Here is a 17,874-nt window from a genome sequence, read left to right on the forward strand (position 1 = left end):
AAGATATAACTAGATTGGGCTATCGCCCAAACATGACGAGATGCTGGATAATAAATTAAACCTTTAATAGCGAGGATATATTCATGGACATGAGCAAGATGCTTAAGGACCTTCAGAAAATGCAGAGCAAGATGCTTAAGGCACAAAACGACCTCAAGGCACAGAGCTTTGACGCCGAAGCCGGTGGCGGAATGGTGAAGGTCGCCATGAACGGAAAGGGCGTACTTACGATGGTGAAAATCAATCCGGATGCAGTCGATAAGGACGATGTCGAAGCACTCGAAGACCTCATCATGGCAGCCGTGAATGCCGCCGTCAAGAAGAAAGACGACGCCCAGCAGGCAAGCATTTCGGACATCACCGGTGGCATGAAAATCCCCGGTTTGATGTAGTTTCTTGGCAAAATTGACCATTTTTGGCGAATTTTAGGTGCACTTCATCCCCGATATTTGCACTTCATCAAAAACACAAAAAAGTACCCTTATGAACAGGGTACTTTTTTTTTACATTTGGCGAGCTAAATATATTAGGAGAACGAATGTCAAGGAAATTTTTAGTCCTTTCTGCCCTCGCTTTAGGGTTGATTGTACCGGCCTCGGCAAAAGTCTACACCCGAGATGAAGCGGTCCAGACCGCCATGGAAAACTCGGCAGACATCAAAACAGCAGAAGAAGACCTCATCAAAGCGTCTTCTCAAGTTGATGCAGGATACGGCAACGCCTACCCATCTATCGACCTTAGCGCCAACATCACCCGTATTTTCGGACTTAAGGATGTCAAGAACGGTACCCCGATAACAGACGCTGCTCAAGATTCCAGCATGGATGCAAGCAAGTTCGACAAGAACGTCCTTGCTCCTGCCATCGATAAAATGGTAAACGGCATGAGCGCACAGGGCTACCGCTGGCAATCCAGCGTGGGTCTCACGCTCACCCAGGTCCTCTACGCCGCAGGCAAGGTCGGTACAGCGATCGATATCGCCAAGGCTTACAAGCATTTACAAGAAGTCAATCTCGAAAACGTAAAATCTACGGTCCGTTACAATATTGACCAGGCTTTTGACGGGTTCATCATGATAGATTCCTCTATGGCAATCATCGATGAAAGCCTCAAGCTCTACGAAAACAACCTTGAATTCGTAAAGCAGCAGTACCAAAGCGGTCTTGCCACGGAACTTGACGTTGCAAGCATCCAGCTTAAAATGGATGCACTTTCCATTGACAGGAAAACACTTGAAGAACAGCGCCTCACGGCAAAGAACTCCCTCCTCACCCTTATGGGTGTCGATTACGACAATGACGTTCAGTTTATCGGTGAACTCCGCAACCCGGATTCAAACCTTCCGTTCCCCGATACATCCATGGCAAACATTATCAAGCGCCGTAAGGAACTGGTGATGCTTGATGCCAAGGAAGCAATGACCGAAAAGAACATCGAAATCGAAGAAGGCGGCTACAAGCCGACAATCGCGTTGGTCGGTGGCCTCAAATACGCCAACAACCAAAACAAGATTACCGAATGGGATGCCCCCAAGTGGGACAAGCTCAATAAATATGTCGCCTTGAGCTTGACCATGAACCTGTTTAACGGTATGCAGACCAAGGAAGCTGTTGTCCAGGCTAAATCCAGCCTCCGCAGCACACAAATCCAAAAGGAAAGCACAATACGCTATATCCGCCTCCAAATTGAAAACAACGTCAAAGCCCTTGAAAACAGAGAAAGAAACCTCGTCGTATTAAAGGGCAACGTAGAACTAGCCGAACGCATTTACCAGATGACCGAAGCGGCCTACCAAAACGGCATGAAGTCCCAGCTTGAACTGCTCGCTGCAAATTTGGACCTTCGTAATGCCAAAAACAACTACCTGAAAGGCATCATGCAATGGAACGAAGCCTACAACGCATTGCTCAAGACCACAGGTGAATACTAAGATTTAAGAGGAAGACAATTATGAAGACTATTACAAAATCAATCATTACAATTTCTGCCCTGTCGCTCCTCCTCGCTGGATGCGGCGACGCCAAGAAAGACGCCAAGTCCGAAAATAAAGTTTCGACCATCGAAGAAATCCAGAAGGTCAATGGCAAGCCTGCCCGCGTTGTAAAAGCAGCCACAGTCAAGCTCACCGATGTCCGAGCCTTCAGCGGTACCATCGAAGGTAGCCAGCAGACAAAAGCAACGGCAAAGCTCAGCGACCCGATTGCCAAAGTCAACGTCCGCGTCGGTTCCAAGGTCAAGAAAGACCAGGTTCTCGCAGAATTCGTCTTTACAGGCGACAACTCCGGTTACCAGCAAGCCAAGGCTGCTCTGGAATTGACCGAAAAAACGCTTGCCCGCATGAAGGAAGTTCAAGCTAAGGGCGGTGTGTCCCAACAGAGCATCGACCAGCAAGAAACCCAATTGAACGTAGCCAAGATGCAGTTGGAAGCCGCCCGCCGTGCAACGCTCGTAATCGCACCGTCCTCCGGCACCATTACCGAAGTCAAGTTCAAGGCTGGTGAAGTTCCGGGTGTCGGTGGCGCCATGTTCACCATCGCAAACCTCGATAAGGTAATCCTCAAGCTCAACGTCACGAGCAGCGAAATCGGATTCTTCAAGAAGGGTGCCAAGGCAACGATCGACCTCAACGGCGAAAAGCTCGTCGGTGAAGTAAGCCTCATCCCGCTTGCCGCAGACCCGGTAACGCGCTTCTTCCCGGTCGAAGTGACCTTCAAGAACAAAGGCCAGAAGCTCCTCCCGGGCATGTACCTCACCGCAAAGCTTGACGCTCGCGAAGTCTCCGGTGTCACCATCCCGACCGAAGCTGTCGTTTACCGCAATGGCGTGAACGCTGTATGGATTGTCGATAGCGAAGGCAAGGCCAAGCGCAAGATTGTTGAACTCGGTGTGCAGACCAAGACCGACATCCAGATCAAGGATGGCATTAGCGAAGGCGATGTCGTGATTGTCGAAGGTCAAAACCGCATGAATGACGGCGACAAGGTGCTGATTGTCGAATAATCGACACTGGAGAATAGTCAATGATTAAAGCCAGTATTTACAAACCAATCACCATGCTCATGGTCATCTTGACCGTGGTGGTGTTCGGTCTTTATACCTATTCCATGATGGTGGTGGACTTGATGCCGAAATTCGACGTCCCGGTCGTGACCGGCACCATCATTTACCAGGGCGCAAACCCTGAAGAAATCGAAACCACGATCATCAAGCCGATTGAAGAACAGGTGGAACTCGTGGACGGTATCGACTACGTGCAGTCCATCTGCTTGGAAAACTACGGTATCGTGGTCGCCATGTTCAACATGGGCGTAAACGTGGACGTCGCCGCAAACGACGTGCGTTCCAAGATTGACCTTGCCGCCGCAAACTTCCCGGACGCTGTGCAGTCGCCGATTATCTCGAAGGTGGACATTAACGGTTCTGCCATTATGTCCCTCTCGCTTACAGGCCCGCTGAACTCTACTGAACTTCGCCAGAAGGTGGAAGACGAAATCGAACCGCTCTTCACTTCCGTTTCCGGCGTGGCTAGCGTGGATATTTTCGGTGGTACGACCCGCCAGATTTCCATTGAAGTCGATAAGGAAATCATGAAAGCCCGCGGTGTCGATATCGGCACGATGATGGGTCTTTACGGACAATCCAACGTGAACCTCCCGATCGGTGAAGTTATCGGCAAGCACAAGAACACTTCTGTGCGTACCGCCGGTAAGTTCAGAAGCCTCGACGAAATGCGCAACATGGAAATTCCGACGGCAACAGGCGTCGTGAAGCTTTCCGAAATCGCCGATGTCAAGGATACGATCGAAACGATTACATCGACATCTCGCTTTAAAGGCATCAACTCAGTTTCTCTCGATATCAAGAAGCGTTCCGACGCTAACGTGGTGGACGTGTCCAAGGGTGTGCTCAAGCGCATGGACGAAGTCAACAAGACACTCCCCGAAGGATTCAAGCTGACGCTCGTTTACGACAAGTCCGAAGCTGTGAATGAATCTATCGACAACGTTATCCAGAACATCCTTATCGCCATCGTGCTTACCGCAGGTCTCTTGCTCTTGTTCCTCGGCAAGTTCTCAACGATGATCATTGCAGCCCTCACCATGCCGATTTCCGTGATTGGTGCATTTACGCTCATGTACTTCGCCGGATTCGGTATCAACATGATGTCCCTCATGGCTCTTTCGAGTTCCGTGGGTCTCTTGGTGACAAACTCTATCGTGGTGCTTGAAAACATCAACAACAAGTTGAATCAAGGTCTTGATCCGAAGGAAGCCGCTTACAAGGGTACTTCTGAAATCATGATCGCCATCATGGCTTCTACGCTTACAAACGTTGCCGTGTTCGTGCCGATTGCATTCATGAAGTCCATCGTGGGTATCTTCTTTAGAACATTCGGTATGACCATGGTGTTTGCGACATTCGTGTCACTCCTCGTGACATTTACGCTCACACCGCTCATGGCAGCCTACTTGTTCAAGGGCAAGAAGAAAGACGAGAACGGCAACATCATCGAAGAAAAGCCGGGCATTATCGAAACTGCACTTGGAATTTTCCCGAAGATTCTGAACGGTTTCCGCTTCGTTTACTTGAAGGCTCTCGGATTCTGCCTCTCTATCCCGGGTGTTATTTTCCAGGTTCTCGCTCTCGGTGCAACTCTTTATCTTGTCGGAAACCTCGCCATGAACAAGTTGACCGTGGAACTTTCCCCGAGACAAGACCAGGGCATGATATCCATCAAGCTTGAAATGCCTGTAGGTACGAACATTGAAACAACCGACAGTATTGCACATATCATTGAAAGCCGCGTTAAGGACATCCCCGAAATCGTCCACTACAACATGAACGTGGGTGGCTCTAACGGTATGACGACTGTGAACCAGGCCACCATGCGTATCAAGCTTTTGAAGGACTGGGAAAAGAAAAAGATGCCCGAATGGAAAGGCCGTATGCGTAGCACCGACCAGATCGTCGACTCCATCCGTCCGTACCTCGCGAACATCCCTGACGCATACATTTCCGTGAAGTCCACCTCCGCCTCTGAAATGCAGAACAACTCCAGCGGCGACGTGGTGCTCGAAGTGAGCGGTCTCCATGCAGACTCCGTGATCAAGGCTTCTCAAATCGTTTTGGACCGCGTGAAGGACAAGATTGACGGTATCGTCGATATCAAGACCAGCTACGAAGCCGGTAAGCCCGAAATCCGCTTGATTCCGAACCGTGCCGCAATGGCCGACTACGGCGTTACGCTACAGACGATCGCAAACTACAACTACATTGCAGTGAGCGGTTACGAAGCAGGCCAGTACACTGAAGACGGCGAAGAATACGACGTTTATGTGCGCATGAAGGAAAAGGACAGACAGAGCCATGCCGATATCGAAGACTTGCCCATCAAGACTCCGAAGGGTTATGTGGCAGCTCGTGAACTCTTCTACATCGAAGATGGTGCAGGTCCGACTCGTATTGACCGCAAGCGCAAGATGAGACGTGTTGACGTTTCGATGAACTTGCTCCCGGGACATACGACCGGTGAAATCATGGGCAAGCTCGGCAAACTTACCGCAGGTATGAAGGACGAACTCCCGGAAGGCATTACGTTCAGCTTCGGTGGTAACGCAGACATGCAGAACGACATGCAGAAGGAATTCATGACGGCAATCGTGATGGCAATTATCCTTACCTACATCTTGCTCGTCGCTCTCCTCGAAAGCTTTGCTCAGCCGTTTATCATCATGACGACCATCCCGATGGGTGCAATCGGTGTGCTCCTCGCCCTCGTCATTACCGGCAAGGCGCTCTCCATGATCGCCCTCATGGCAATCGTTATGTTGATCGGTGTGGTGGTGAACAACGCTATTCTATTGCTCGATGAATCAAACCGCTTGCTGCGTAGTGGTAGCATGGGCCGCCGCTCGGCAATGTTGACCGCCGCCAAGGCAAAGTTCCAGCCGATCGTGCTTGCAACGCTTGCCTCCGTGATTGCACAGCTCCCGCTTGCATTCGCTCTCGGTGGTAACGTCGCTGCAATGACTCAGCCGATGGGTATTGCATCTGTGGGTGGCTTGATCGTGTCCGCCATCCTTACCATGTTCCTTGTGCCGACATTCTTCTGGCTCCCGAACGCCCTCTTTAGCAAGGCAAAGAATGGAGCTCGCAAAGTCAAGGCAAAGTTGAGCAAGGCTTAATCAGGTTTCATTAGACAACTCCGCAAAGTCCCCCACCCCGGGGGACTTTTTTTGTAGCGTTATCCTGAGCGAAACGAAGACAACTCAGAAGGCGAGTTTTGCGACCACAGTCATCCTCCGCAAGGAGGATCCATACAGTTCTGATTACGCTTGTATATTCTTTGAACCGAGCCAAAGAGTTGGGGCGTAGCCCCATCCAGTTAAGCTTTGATTTCACACAACAAGAAATTACTGGATCCTTCCACCTTCGGTGTCAGGATGACGTCAAACCGTTTTGCAAACAACTGATTGCAGAACAACCTAAGACTCGGTCATATCGGCAAGCAAGCTTGCCGCTACAACACTCGTGCAAACGGTTGTTTGCAAAATTTGCATGATAATGATTTTGCCGGGCATTTGATTGTATTTTATGGGGATGAATGCAAAAAATTTGTCCAAAAAATGGTGTCAGAAAAATGGGATTGCGATATTGGGAGAAACTATCGCTGTGCCAAACGCAAATGACGAATTCCTTCTTGAAAAAATCCGCTTTGTCACTCAACAACGCGTTATTCCAGAACAGCACTCCCCTGCCGAAATCAGGCTTATGCACAGTCATGCCGAGTCGATTGACGACGAAGAACTGATTGAACATCTCAACCGTCTCGAGATTTCGCGCAACACTTCTTGGGAATCGGAACCAATTATAAATCTCGTGGATAGCCTAATCGTCAAGGCGCTCCAGAAAAAAGCAACTGACATCCACCTTGAGCCAATGGCAGAAGCTTTCCGCGTACGGTTCCGCATTGACGGACTTTTAACGGAATACAGAATCTTCCCGCAATGGCTTGCCGAGCCTGTGCTGATACGCCTGAAAGTCATGGCAAATGTCGATATCACGGAGCGCCGATTGCCGCACGACGGGAGTTTCGCCTTTGAAGATTTTCGAGAAAAAGTAAACATCCGCGTGAGCACCATTCCCGTAAACAACGGCGAGAAATGCGTATTGCGATTGCTCCCCGCAAACGACTCCGCGCAAACGCTCGATTGTCTTGATTTTAGCAAGTCTACGCTCCATGCAATTCGGAAAATTTTCAGTGCCCCGCAAGGGCTGTTCCTCGTCACAGGCCCCACCGGGAGCGGCAAGACGACAACGCTTTACGCCGGATTGCGAGAAATCATCCTGCGAAAGCTCAACGTCACGACCATCGAAGACCCGGTGGAATATGAACTCCGAGGAGCAAATCAAGTTCCCGTCAACGAGAAATGCGGATTCACGTTTGCCGTCGCATTGCGTTCCATTTTGCGCCAGGATCCGGACGTGATTCTCGTCGGAGAGATCCGCGATGCAGAGACAGCACAAATCGCATTGCAGGCCGCACAAACAGGGCATCTCGTATTGAGCACGTTGCACACGAACAGTGCAAAAGCGGCAGCATCGAGGCTACTCGATCTAGGCGTTCAAAAAAGCATCTTGGACGAAGCGCTGCTCGGCGTTTTTGCCCAGCGTCTCGTAAGGAAACTTGACAAAACAACTTCTTGCGAGTCCACACCGCATTACAAAGGCAGAACCGTCGTCTGCGAATTACTACTCCCCAACAACACCTACGCCGATGGCACCATGCAACAGAACGCAAGAAATCTCGTAGAATCCGGAATCACCACCCAAGAAGAAGTTAATCGAGTGTTAGGTTATAATCAAAAGATTTGATGGATTCTATCAGTCCTGCGGACCTCCAGAATGACAATACAATGTTATGTCACCCTGGAGGGACGATCATCCCTGTAAAGGGATTGAGGACCGATAGAGTCCATTATAATTTATAGAACAAGTCATTCCAATCAGGATTTATTGATTTTATCAGCTCAATCTTTTTTTTCCTTAATAAATTTTTCATAGACTTTTCTCGTTCTATTGCATGACGCATATCAGTATGCTCTTCAAAATAGCCCAATTTGTCTACACCATATTTTTTCGTAAAGCCATCAAATATTTTTTCTTTATGTTGTGTAATACGCTCTTTTAAATTACTAGTTACACCAACATACAAAGTTCCATTTATGTGATTGAATAAAATATAAGTGAATCCTTTCTTTTGCATATACATTCCCCTTCACAAGAGAATATACAAACGCACACATAAAAAAACAATGGATCCTACCGCCAAATACTATTCACGAAATAATGGTTTCTATCGGCACTCCGTGCCTCCAGAATGACAATAATCCGCGAAGTTTACTTCTTCCCACCAAACCAATCGTTGATGTCTTCGCCTTCTTTCATCGATAATTTGCCAAATTGATCCACGCCATCACCGAGTACAACCGTGCGGATACCCGCCTGAGCAAAAACGGTCTGCAAATACTCCGTGCCACTGCGCCCCGCCTCGTCCTTGTCCAAGCAAAGCACAACGCTCTTATTCTTGAAAAGCGGAAGCCATTCCGTCTTGAACGAGCGTACCCCCGGGATTCCAATCGCGGCAATGCGTTGCCCCAAAAACGTAAGCGTATCGACCACGCCCTCGCACAGGTAAACCCAGCCAGGCTTTTCATCAAGCGCCGAAACATTGTACGGGTACGGCACCGTTCCGCGCAGGTTCAGTTCCTTTGGAACAACCGTGCTATCGATCGCCCGCGCCTGGAAATAGAACGAACGGCGTTTGGTATCGAGATACGGGAAAAACAGCGGATGCTTGTAATACCTCAAGTTCCCTTTTTCGCTGAAAAGCCCCACGTACTTGAGGACTTCCAAATCGTAAGTTTCCTTGAGCTTGTTGTTAAGCGCGCCATAATCCGTAATCGTGCGCAAAAGCATCTTGTCCCAAATCGGCTTGTAAATGCGGCGGCGAGCCAGGTATGATGCCGCAGGCGTCTTGTCGACAGGACTCAACATTTTCAAAAAAGAGAGGATAATCTTTTTGCGTTCTTCTTCGCTCACAAGCTCTTTTGCCGGCTCGGGAGAGCTGTATTCAAGAGCCGCATCACGGGTCACTGTTTTCGCAACAAGAGTCGCACTTTGAGCCGGAGAAACATTCAATGCCGAAGAACTATTCGGCTGCGCATTTGCAGTAGCAGGCGCACCACGCAACAAAAATCCATACGTTTCCTTGAGCCAGTTCAAAGCTTCCAGGAACGAGCAATTTTTTACAATCTGGACAAGTGAAATCACATCACCGCGAACGTCATCGCAAACCCAGCAACGAAAAGTTCCTCTTTCCTCAGAAAACGAAACCGAAGGCGTTCTATCGCCATGCGAATGGCGCGTCGGGAAAAAACAACGACAGCGTCCACGTACCACAGGCACACCAAGCGCTGTAGCAACAGCGGTAATCGACAACGCCGCCTTAAATTGTTTCAATTCCTCTTCTGTCATGGCTCCAAGAATATATATATTTTCGTCATGATTATTCAAGAAAATGTACCGATGAGCGAGCACACGTCCTTTAAAGTAGGCGGTCCCGCACGATATTTCGTCAAAGCAGAATCCGTAAGCGACATCAAAGAAGCAATCGCATTTGCAAATGAACAAGCACTTCCGAGTTTCATTCTTGGCAAGGGCACGAACTTGCTCGTCTCCGACAGCGGATACAACGGAATCATCATCCAGCTCGGTAAATCTTTCTCGGAAATCACGAACCTTGGCAACGGAAAGATCTGCGCTAAAGGCGCCACACCGCTCGCCCGCCTCGCCCGCTATACGATTAACGAAGGCCTTGCAGGAATCCACAAGCTCGCCGGCATTCCCGGCAGCCTCGGCGGGGCAATTTACATGAACGCAGGCGCTTACGGTCAAGATGTTTCGCAGACTTGCGTTGAAGTCGAAAGCATCGATTCCGCAGGCCATTTGCACACGCGAACCGCAGCAGATTGCGCCTTCAGCTACCGTCACAGCGGGTTCCAGGAACTCGCCGCCTCCCGCGAAAATGCAGAAACAATCCTTTCTGCGACATTCCAGCTCACGCCCGCAACAGAGCTTGGCAAGACCGCCAAAGATCTCGAAAGCGAAATGCAGGAATGCATGACAAAGCGTCGCAATTCGCAACCGCTTTCCATGCCCAATGCAGGCAGCACCTTCAAGCGTCTAGATGTCGGCGCCGCCGAAACGCCGACACAAATTGCACCAGGTTATTACATCGAACAGGCCGGTTTAAAAGGCTACCGCATAGGCGGCGCTGAAGTGAGCCGTGTACACGCCAACTTTATCGTAAATGCCGACCACGCTACCGCCGCAGACATTAAATCACTCAGCGAACACGTCCAAAAAATCGTCGCCGAAAAATTCGGAATCCACCTTCACAGAGAAGTGATTCTGCTCGGAGAATTTTAGTATTTTATCCGCAATAACTTAAGGTACTTTAAAATGATTTGCAAGAAATGCGGGAAAGAGTACGAAGACGACATGCCCAACTGCCTTTGGTGCGATGCGCCCAATGAGGAAGCCGCATCACCAGAAACTACAGAAGAATCAAGCAATCGTGTCGCTGGTTTATTTATGTGGAGTTGCATGATTTTCAACTTCACAGGCTTTGGCTACATCTATGTCAGTATTATCCAAACATTATTGCATTACAGAGAACTTCACAAAGGCAAAGTTGCACTCCGTTTTTTCATAGGAATGCTCCTTGCAAACGTGGCATTATATTTTTTAACATTGCCCGTCATCAGCATACTGAACAAAGCTTTAAACAGTTCGCTATTCAGCACATGCGTATGTTTGGCCTACGCCATCATACAGGGAGTCATTGGAGCGAAACTCATCAATTTCTACGCACCGAACTACGATATAAGCGAATACCGTAAAAAAGAACGCATCGCAATTGCCATCGCGATTATCGTTTTCATCATCACAGTAGTTGTTTTAAAGAATAAGCAATAATTCGCCTATTTAACAAGTGGATCGTACTTGTTCAAGATTTTAACGATTAGCCAATAGACAAGCCCGCCAATCATACCGCCGAGCGTATCGGCAATCAGGTCGTAACCACTACAATCACGGCCTTCCACAAAGCTCTGGTGGTATTCGTCCGTGCAACCGTAGGCAAGCGCAATAGCCATGATAATCAGCACCTTGAGCCACGGCTTCATAGACCACTGGCCGCGCGCCCACCACATGCAAAAGCACCCCGCCAGAGTCGCATATTCGCAAGTATGCGCAAGCTTATCCCACACATGCGGCAGTCCTTCGAGTTCATAAGAGGTCATCGAAGAAATCTTGAAAATAATCGCCATACAGAGGATGGCAGGAACCTTTCTGAAAAAAGGGTACTTGTCAAATAAAGATTCAAACATGCGCGCCAATTTAGCTTTTTTAAAAGCTATTCGTTCTTGAGCAAGTGCTTGGAAACGACATTTTTATATTCTTCTTCTGCAGTCATATCATTAATACGATTGCTCTTTTTGCCATCTTCGTAGTTTTCAAAGAAGCAATAAGTTTCATAAACCTTCTTTGCCTTGATTTTCTTGCCATTCACAAATGTGGCGACAACTTCGAAATGAGCAATCCTGTTCTGTTTGAGGCGAATCGGAAATTTAAAAGAATTTGTCGTTAATTCATCATCGCTATAAGTTTTTACGATTGCGCCTTTACGTTTCACGACAATCTTCTTGATTTGCGACAAGTCAGACCCCATCAGCCCAGCGACACTAAAACGGAGCGTTGCCGGAATATCGCGTTCTTCAGGCAGCACATGCACTCGTTCACGACCAGAACCTTCAATGATAATCGAAGGTTTCAGTTTTTTCGGTTGGACCGTATCCTTAACTACTGTAGACTTGCGTTCATCCGCCTTCGTCAAGACCTCTGCCATCTTTGCCGAAACAAAATTCGTATGCCATGTATGGCAAATGTATTCCACTTCGCCATTGCTGCAATTCACAACAAAATGCTTTGGACCAAACGCCGTAGAATCAGCCCATTCAAACGTACGTTTGTACATTCCACTTTCAGGGATCGTATCAACAACACCTTGTATAGAAACGAATGTTCCAGGAACAAACAGAGCTTCGAGCGTAACACTTGGTTTTCCGATATACTCGTTCAACATTTTCGGCTTGAAAGCCGCCTGTGAACGCATCATAAAATCATCGGCCTTTTTCTTGTACAGGTCATCAAATTCCAGTAACTTAGCTTCGACCTTATCAAGGTTCAGTCTTGCAGCATGCACTCCAAATTCAGCAGCCATTTCCGTTGCAATCGAATCAATCGCGCGAGCCAAAATTAACGAACCAGAACAGGAAAGAGAAAGAACTTTTACCCCATTTGCATTGGCAATCATGGTTTGCCCAGATTTAAGGGACGGCACCGTATCCATTTTCACTACAACATCTAAGCGACCTTCCTTGAGAGAGGATACTTCCAAGCCATCAACATTTTCAATAAAGCCGGCCGTTCCACGGACTATAGACGACACGTTTTCGGTGCGGATCTCAAACTCATCCTTGACAGCCTGTTTTTGCACATCAAATAGCAATTTCCCATAAAGGAGCGAAACGGAAATTTTCCGTTTCAGATTTTCCACATATTCTGTACCGAACGCAATTTCTGAGCGCCCATCAATCTTAAGCGCAGAACCATCCGCCACAGAAATCACAACCGAGGAGCCTATTTCAGTAGCAACAGACGATTTTCCATGAACCTGCTGACCAACGCTTAACATACTGGCATCGCCACCAGCTGATTTAACGCGGACATTCCCTACAATATCGCGTATAACACCATTAAAAAAAGAATTCTCTGGAGCTGTTTGTACAGATTCATTCTTACGAGAAGCATCTGAATCACCGCAGGCACACAAAAATACAACAACCAGGATTAGCCCCAATAGTCCAGCTCGATAAATTTTTATGTGAAGGTTATGCACCATGTTTTTTAATCTAGTAATTAAAATTTCAAAAAAGAAATTTACAATCACTTTACCCCCTCGATTAAAAACAAGAATTTGCGCTCCGTCACATTCTCACAAAAGCGCTCCAAAAGAAATATAATAAAAATTTCTAAATTTTTAGCTATGAAAGCAATTACATTGAAAGCCGGACGCGATAAGTCCGCCCTCCGTTACCACCCTTGGATTTTCAGCGGCGCCATTGATGAAGTTGTTGGCGACCCCGCACTTGGTGACGTTGTTGAAGTTTACAGCTACCACAGCGATTTTTTGGGCCTTGCCGCCTATTCCCCGAAATCCCAGATTCGCGGACGTTTCTGGACCTTCGGCACCGACGGAAAGAATGTCAAGATTGACCGCGAATTCTTTAGCGATATTTTGGACCGAGCTATAGCCTCGCGCAAGAGCCGCGGGTTCGACATTCAAGACAAGGAAAACGCATTCCGTCTCGTGAACGCCGAAAACGACGGCATCCCGGGCTGCATCATCGACAAATACGCTGACATCTACTCCGTCGAAATTCTCGCGGCAGGAGCCGAAGTCAACCGCCAGATTATCTACGAATTGCTCGCCGAAAAGACGGGTTGCCGAGGCATTTACGAGCGCTGCGATTCCGAAGTTCGCAAAAAAGAAGGGCTTCCACTCCGCACGGGCGTTGTATATGGCGAAGTTCCCGATGAGCCGGTGATCATCAACGAAAACGGGATTCTCTTCCCGATTGACGTGAAGAACGGACACAAGACAGGCTATTACCTTGACCAGCGCGATGCCAGACGCCGAGTAGGCGAACTCGCCCGTGGCAAGAAGATGCTCAACTGCTTCTGCTATACTGGAGGTTTTGGTCTCTACGCCCTTCGTGGCGGATGCGAAAAAGTCTACCAGGTCGATGTTTCCAAGGACGCCCTCAAGCTCGCCAAGGAAGGCATCATGCGCAACAAATTAAGCACGGCGCATGCAACGCATGTCGAAGCAGACGTGTTCCAGTACCTGCGTAAGTGCCGTGACAAGGCCGAGACGTTCGATTTCATTGTGCTCGACCCGCCAAAGTTCGTAGAAAGCAAGGACAACTTGCAGAAAGGCGCCCGCGGTTACAAGGATATTAACTTGCTTGCAATGAAGCTCCTTGCCGAAGGCGGCATGCTTGCCACGTTCAGCTGTTCCGGCCTCATGGAAATGGACCTGTTCCAGAAGATTATCGCCGACGCCGCAGCCGACGCCCACCGCCGAGTGCAGATTATCGAGCGTTTTGGACAGCCCGCCGACCATCCCGTAAACACAGCCTTCCCTGAAGGACAATACCTCAAGGGACTCCTGGTCCAGGTCGTTTAACAATCACGATCAATATAAAAACTTTCAAAAAACTTACTACGCAGGTGACAACGCCTGCGTTATTTTTATATAATTTTAGCAGAAGAAAAAAATTACATGTGGACGGTTTTATAGAGGCTAAAAATGTATCTAGTGACTTATGATATCGGGAATTCCTTTATAAAAGCAACACTCACAAAAATAGCGAACTCCATTGAATTTGTAGGGGCAACCGTAGTCGGCACCCACAGCACCTCGACCTTAGGTGGCAAAGGCGTCGAACAGAGTACCGAACAGTGGTGGGATTCCATCTGCCGAAGCACAAAAGAGCTTCTCAAGAATTACGGCATTGCAAGCAACCAAATCAAGGGGATCAGCTTTTGTTCACAAATGAACGGAACGGTTCTAGTCGATGAAAACGGCACACCCGTCCGCCCAGCAATGACGTTCCTCGACAGGCGCGCCGACCAGGAATTTAAAAACTACTTCAACCACGGGTTGCGCTTCCACGGCTTGAACATTTTTAAGCTCATCAAGGCCATGCGCCATACGAGCATGGTTCCAGTCGGAGGCTACAGCCCCGTATGGAAGTACAAGTGGGTACAAAATAACGAACCCGAAAACTTCGCCAAGGTCGATAAGTTCCTGGATGTCGGCGACTACCTCCTATTCAAGACCACAGGTCGATTTGTACGCACCGAAGACTCCGCATTCTGCACGGCACTTAATGATTGCCGCAAAGGTCATTCAGGCTGGAGCCATACGATGGCGAAGGCTTACGGCATCAACGAAAAGCATTTGCCCGAAATCGTGCAGAGCACCGACATCGTCGGCCATGTTACGCCCACAGCCGCCGAACAGATGGGATTGGAAAAAGATACTCCGGTCATCGCAGGTGGCGGAGACGTCGCCATGGTCGCAATTGGCTGCGGCAACACGCAAAGTAATCTTACGGGCATCTACTGCGGAACATCAGGTTCCGTATGCACCGTCGTCGATCACATCATCCAGTTTGCAGACATCATGATGATCGCTGTCAAAGGTCCGAATCCCGCACAAAAATATTTGTACGGCGAACTGGAAACAGCGGGTAAATGTTTTGCCTGGGCGCGCGAACTCATCGGAAAGCTCGACAATTCCCAATACAGCTACGAAGAATGCGCATCGCTTATTTCTAAAGCTGAACCGGGTTCTCACGGACTCCTGTTCACGCCATTCATGAATGGTTGCAAGACTCCGTTTGAAGATGGCGAAATCCGCAGTTCACTTTCGGGCATTGAACTGGAAACGAGCCGTGGGGATTTACTCCGCGCCGTCATCGAAGGCATATGCTTCCATTTCCGCTGGCTCTTGGAATGCCAAGCCAAGAAGTGCAAAATATCGGATACCATCCGCTTTGCAGGCGGCCTTGCAAGAATCAACATCGTAAACCAGATTCTTGCAGACGTGACCGGGCATACCATTGAAACGGTCAAGCATCCGCAATACGTAGGAGCACTCGGCGCAGCTGCAGTTGCCGCCATCGGCCTTGGACAGATGAAATTCGAAGACATCCATAGCTATATCGAAGTCACGAACACATACACACCAGACTCCGAGAATCACGAGATTTACAACAGGCTCTATAAGATGTTCCTGGAAAAAGTGAAGAGCGATCGAAAACTCGTCGGCAGCCACTAATAGCAAAACATAATGCTTAAAAAAGGCGATGCCCTCCCGGAACGGAGTCCGGGATGACAAAGCGGCGGGCATGACATCTTAAAAGTTAATGCCGGGACAAGCCCGGCATGACATTGTACGAAAATCGCCACTAGCAACTAATAACTAATGACCATTGACTAACAACCACTTAACGCTTGTTACGCGGAAGTTCGCTGGCATGTTTTTCAAGCCATACAGCGTCTTCGAGTGCCCGTTCAGCTTCAGCAGCCCAGTCCGAATCAGGATATCCACGAACAACTTCACGGTAGCGCGTTACAGCACTATGGAAGTCGCGCATTTCGCGGTAGATGTTCCCCATCTGGAGCATGGCAAAATAGCGTTCATCCGGAGTGATTTCATTTTCAAGCAAAGCCTTGTACATCTGGAGTGCGGCCTCGTTATAGCCATCCGCAAACAAGGCATTGGCATTGGCAATGGAATTCGTTGCCGTCGAAGCGACATCTTCCTTTTGCGGAGCAGCTTCAACAGACTTCGGCTTGTCGTTCCCGCTCTTCTTGGCATCCTTCAAGGCTTTAGCTTCGGCTTCTTGCATAGCCTTTTCTTCGGCTGCGGCGTTCACGACAGCGTTGATTTCAGCCATGCGGTCTTCGGCGGCCTTGCGGAACTTAGCATCCGGAGCGGCCTTTTTCAAGTAAGCGGCTAGATACTTCTTTTCCTGTTCCGTGCGCTTGCTCTTCTGGTTGATCTTTGCCAAATAGTAGTTTGCGTCGTTACCGCGTTCCTTGTATGAAAGTCCCTTCTTCAGGTTGAACTCGGCCTTGTCGTATTCTCCCATCTCATAACGGGTTAAGCCCGCATAGAAATAAGCACCGGCATCGCCAGGCTTCTTCGAGAGAACAGCTCTCCAGAGCGGAGCGGCTTCAGCATAGCGGCCTTCGGCAAGCAAAGCCTTGCCCTTTTCAAACGGATCTTCAGAAGCAGCCGTTGCAGGCGACGGTTCGACCTTCGGTGCTTCAACCTTTGCAGGAGCGGCGGGCTTAGCCGGTTCAGCTTTAGCAACAGGTGCCGGCTGGGCGGCCTTTGCAGGTTCAGCCTTAGCTTCGGCCTTCGGCGCACTTGCAGCAGCAGGAGCAGCCTTAGCGCCTTTGATTTTAGCGCGTTCAGCGTCAGCCTTGGCCTGCTGGCCCATGGCTTCGTAAGCCTTTGCGGCACCTTCGTACGCTTCGGTCAAGTTCGGATCATAACCATAAGCGAGGCGGAAGTTTGCAACAGCGCCCTTATAGTCCTTCATCTTCATGCGAACCTTGCCTGCCGCCATGTAGGCTTCAGTATTCTTCTTATTTTCAGCCAACATGGCTCGGTATTCCCCAAGAGCCTTGTCATACTGACCCTTGGCCTCAAAGCGGGCACCCTGTTCAATACGGGGGTCCACAGCCCAAGTTTGAGACATTCCAACCAACAACGCAAGTGCGATAAAAGACAATTTCTTGTTCATAGTAAAAAATTTAGTAAAAACCATTGACTTTATGACACAGATTGACGATATTACAAGCAGAGACGCGGATAATTTTAATTATCTGCAAAGGAGAAAAAATGAAAATCACTGAAGTTGTCGATAAATATAAACCAGACGAACAAGAGCTCATCATCGAAGCTTATGAACGTGAGGGGGGCGACACCGACGATGTAGATCTCATCCTCCTTGACCGCATCTGCGCACGACTTGGACTTGGCCTCGACAACGAAGACCTAGACAACGACGACATCGCCGAAGAAATCAATTTTGACGAATACGGGAGCCATTTCGGAGACGTTTCAGAAAGCGAAGACGAACTGTAAATTTATATAGTGACATTTAA

Annotated in this window: 15 protein-coding genes; 10 read left to right on the top strand and 5 right to left on the bottom strand. The window is 48.7% G+C overall.

What is annotated here, in order from left to right; genetic code table 11:
* The first annotated feature begins 83 nt into the window (after window positions 1-83).
* From ACJMM9_RS04540 to ACJMM9_RS04560, 5 genes are all read left to right on the top strand, one after another.
* The gene (locus ACJMM9_RS04540) at window positions 84-392 is read left to right on the top strand and encodes a YbaB/EbfC family nucleoid-associated protein (protein WP_173353517.1); all 309 of its coding nucleotides are present in this window, start codon (window positions 84-86) and stop codon (window positions 390-392) included.
* 146 nt (window positions 393-538) lie between these two features.
* The gene (locus ACJMM9_RS04545) at window positions 539-1,930 is read left to right on the top strand and encodes a TolC family protein (RefSeq protein WP_405324242.1); all 1,392 of its coding nucleotides are present in this window, start codon (window positions 539-541) and stop codon (window positions 1,928-1,930) included.
* 20 nt (window positions 1,931-1,950) lie between these two features.
* Window positions 1,951-3,000, top strand: coding sequence for an efflux RND transporter periplasmic adaptor subunit (locus tag ACJMM9_RS04550; protein ID WP_405324244.1), 1,050 nt, complete (start codon window positions 1,951-1,953; stop codon window positions 2,998-3,000).
* A 20-nt stretch (window positions 3,001-3,020) separates the two neighbouring features.
* Complete coding sequence (locus ACJMM9_RS04555; RefSeq protein WP_405324246.1) at window positions 3,021-6,185, top strand: efflux RND transporter permease subunit; 3,165 nt, start codon at window positions 3,021-3,023, stop codon at window positions 6,183-6,185.
* A gap of 469 nt (window positions 6,186-6,654) precedes the next feature.
* On the top strand, window positions 6,655-7,875 hold the full coding sequence (locus ACJMM9_RS04560) for a GspE/PulE family protein (protein ID WP_405324248.1): 1,221 nt from the start codon (window positions 6,655-6,657) through the stop codon (window positions 7,873-7,875).
* 103 nt (window positions 7,876-7,978) lie between these two features.
* Here the strand turns inward: ACJMM9_RS04560 and ACJMM9_RS04565 are convergent, their stop codons facing one another.
* Window positions 7,979-8,266: a GIY-YIG nuclease family protein gene (locus tag ACJMM9_RS04565; protein ID WP_405324250.1), complete on the bottom strand. Its 288-nt coding sequence runs from the start codon at window positions 8,264-8,266 to the stop codon at window positions 7,979-7,981.
* Window positions 8,267-8,400: 134 nt separating this feature from the next.
* Window positions 8,401-9,537, bottom strand: a complete 1,137-nt coding sequence (locus ACJMM9_RS04570; protein ID WP_405324251.1) for a toprim domain-containing protein — start codon at window positions 9,535-9,537, stop codon at window positions 8,401-8,403.
* 27 nt (window positions 9,538-9,564) lie between these two features.
* Between ACJMM9_RS04570 and murB the strand changes: the two genes are divergently transcribed.
* Together murB and ACJMM9_RS04580 are read left to right on the top strand one after the other, a co-directional pair.
* Window positions 9,565-10,491 (top strand): UDP-N-acetylmuramate dehydrogenase, encoded by a 927-nt coding sequence (gene murB / locus ACJMM9_RS04575; RefSeq protein ID WP_405324252.1) that lies wholly within the window; start codon window positions 9,565-9,567, stop codon window positions 10,489-10,491.
* Between the two features lie 33 nt (window positions 10,492-10,524).
* Window positions 10,525-11,040 (top strand): hypothetical protein, encoded by a 516-nt coding sequence (locus ACJMM9_RS04580; RefSeq protein ID WP_405324254.1) that lies wholly within the window; start codon window positions 10,525-10,527, stop codon window positions 11,038-11,040.
* Window positions 11,041-11,045: 5 nt separating this feature from the next.
* Here the strand turns inward: ACJMM9_RS04580 and ACJMM9_RS04585 are convergent, their stop codons facing one another.
* Together ACJMM9_RS04585 and ACJMM9_RS04590 are read right to left on the bottom strand one after the other, a co-directional pair.
* Complete coding sequence (locus tag ACJMM9_RS04585; protein ID WP_405324256.1) at window positions 11,046-11,453, bottom strand: VanZ family protein; 408 nt, start codon at window positions 11,451-11,453, stop codon at window positions 11,046-11,048.
* Window positions 11,454-11,479: 26 nt separating this feature from the next.
* On the bottom strand, window positions 11,480-12,820 hold the full coding sequence (locus ACJMM9_RS04590; RefSeq protein ID WP_405324258.1) for a FecR domain-containing protein: 1,341 nt from the start codon (window positions 12,818-12,820) through the stop codon (window positions 11,480-11,482).
* 351 nt (window positions 12,821-13,171) lie between these two features.
* On the opposite strand from ACJMM9_RS04590, the gene ACJMM9_RS04595 reads away from it, so the two are divergent.
* Window positions 13,172-14,374 carry a class I SAM-dependent rRNA methyltransferase gene (locus ACJMM9_RS04595; RefSeq protein WP_405324260.1) on the top strand — a complete coding sequence of 401 codons (1,203 nt, stop codon included), beginning with the start codon at window positions 13,172-13,174 and terminating at the stop codon, window positions 14,372-14,374.
* Between the two features lie 123 nt (window positions 14,375-14,497).
* Window positions 14,498-16,033, top strand: coding sequence for an FGGY-family carbohydrate kinase (locus ACJMM9_RS04600; protein WP_405324262.1), 1,536 nt, complete (start codon window positions 14,498-14,500; stop codon window positions 16,031-16,033).
* A 169-nt stretch (window positions 16,034-16,202) separates the two neighbouring features.
* On the opposite strand, the gene ACJMM9_RS04605 is transcribed toward ACJMM9_RS04600, so the two are convergent.
* Window positions 16,203-17,510, bottom strand: a complete 1,308-nt coding sequence (locus ACJMM9_RS04605; protein WP_405324264.1) for a tetratricopeptide repeat protein — start codon at window positions 17,508-17,510, stop codon at window positions 16,203-16,205.
* Between the two features lie 98 nt (window positions 17,511-17,608).
* Between ACJMM9_RS04605 and ACJMM9_RS04610 the strand changes: the two genes are divergently transcribed.
* Window positions 17,609-17,854: a hypothetical protein gene (locus ACJMM9_RS04610; RefSeq protein WP_173467660.1), complete on the top strand. Its 246-nt coding sequence runs from the start codon at window positions 17,609-17,611 to the stop codon at window positions 17,852-17,854.
* Window positions 17,855-17,874: the final 20 nt, after the last annotated feature.

This window comes from Fibrobacter sp. (assembly GCF_045112255.1).
In the GTDB taxonomy this organism is placed as follows: domain Bacteria; phylum Fibrobacterota; class Fibrobacteria; order Fibrobacterales; family Fibrobacteraceae; genus Fibrobacter.